The sequence below is a fragment of the Vibrio sp. AND4 genome (genome assembly GCF_000171815.1).
In the GTDB taxonomy this organism is placed as follows: Bacteria; Pseudomonadota; Gammaproteobacteria; order Enterobacterales; family Vibrionaceae; genus Vibrio.
On sequence record NZ_ABGR01000129.1, the window covers coordinates 1 to 1,157 of the forward strand.

General features: G+C 47.3%; 2 protein-coding genes. One reads left to right on the forward strand and one right to left on the reverse strand.

Translation table 11 applies throughout. The annotated features are described in order from the left end of the window. On the forward strand, positions 1-687 hold a 687-nt coding region (locus AND4_RS19180), incomplete at its 5' end, for a CBS domain-containing protein (RefSeq protein ID WP_009844649.1). 80 nt (positions 688-767) lie between these two features. On the opposite strand, the gene AND4_RS19185 is transcribed toward AND4_RS19180, so the two are convergent. Continuing rightward, the coding region (locus tag AND4_RS19185; protein WP_009844650.1) for a DUF416 family protein at positions 768-1,157 on the reverse strand (390 nt) is incomplete at its 5' end.

Below are 1,157 nucleotides of genomic sequence, written 5' to 3' on the forward strand. Positions count from 1 at the left end.
CGTAACCACGAGGCACCAAAAATGCGTGATGAGCTCTCTGCCATGGCCATTCTAGCGAGAGAGAGTGGCGAATTCGCGGAAGGTGAATCTAAGATCCTGAGCAACCTACTGGGTATTCAAGATGTACCAGTAACTCAAGTCATGACTCCGCGCCCAGTGGTATTTCGCGTAGACGCGACCATGACCATCAATGACTTCCTAGAGAAGCACAAAGAGACGCCTTTCTCTCGTCCACTGGTTTACAGCGAGCAGAAAGACAACATCATTGGTTTTGTGCACCGTCTAGAGCTGTTCAAGCTACAACAATCAGGCAGCGGCCAAAAGCCACTTGGTTCGGTCATGCGCCCTATACAAGTGGTACTGAACAACACAGTTCTGCCTAGAGTGTTCGACCAGATGATGTCTCACCGCCTGCAGCTAGCGCTTGTGGTTGACGAATACGGCACAGTGCAAGGCTTAGTGACGCTAGAAGACATCTTTGAGCACCTATTGGGTGAAGAGATCATCGATGAAGCGGATAAGAGCACAGACATGCAGGAATTGGCTTACCAACGTTGGGAGAGCTGGAAAGAAAAGCACGGCGTAATTGAAAGCCGCGATGACGATGAAGAAGAGAAAGAAAACGAAGAGCAGAACAAAGCGCCAGAAGCGCAAGAGCCAACCAAACCGGACTCTAAAGAATCGTAATTGACACTAGGCATAATCGCTTAAACGCAAAAACAAAAAAGGCATCCATTCTGGATGCCTTTGTTCTATCGATTCAATGATTAAAGAGCAATGCCGATGTTACTCACGGCTTCTTCGCGTAATTCTTCACGTAGATCTTTAATCAAGCAAATATCACGCTCTGCCGCTTCACGCAGTGGACGAAAGATAGCCCATTGAACATCCCACTCTTCACATACGGCTTCATTTTCTTTTTGATTGTCGTTGGTGATTGGCTCTGCACCTTGTGCTTGTTCTAGGTCCGCAACGGTTTTTACCGACTGTTGGCTCACTTTAAGCATTGAGTCAAAAAGGTAGTCGCGATCCAACAGACCGTGCAACAGTGTCGACAAGCTCTGACACGCATCCATCGCTGGATAAACACCGTAAAAATCGAATTCATCCGCACTTGGGAACAACTCTTCTAACTTCTCTAATTGACGTTCGAAGTT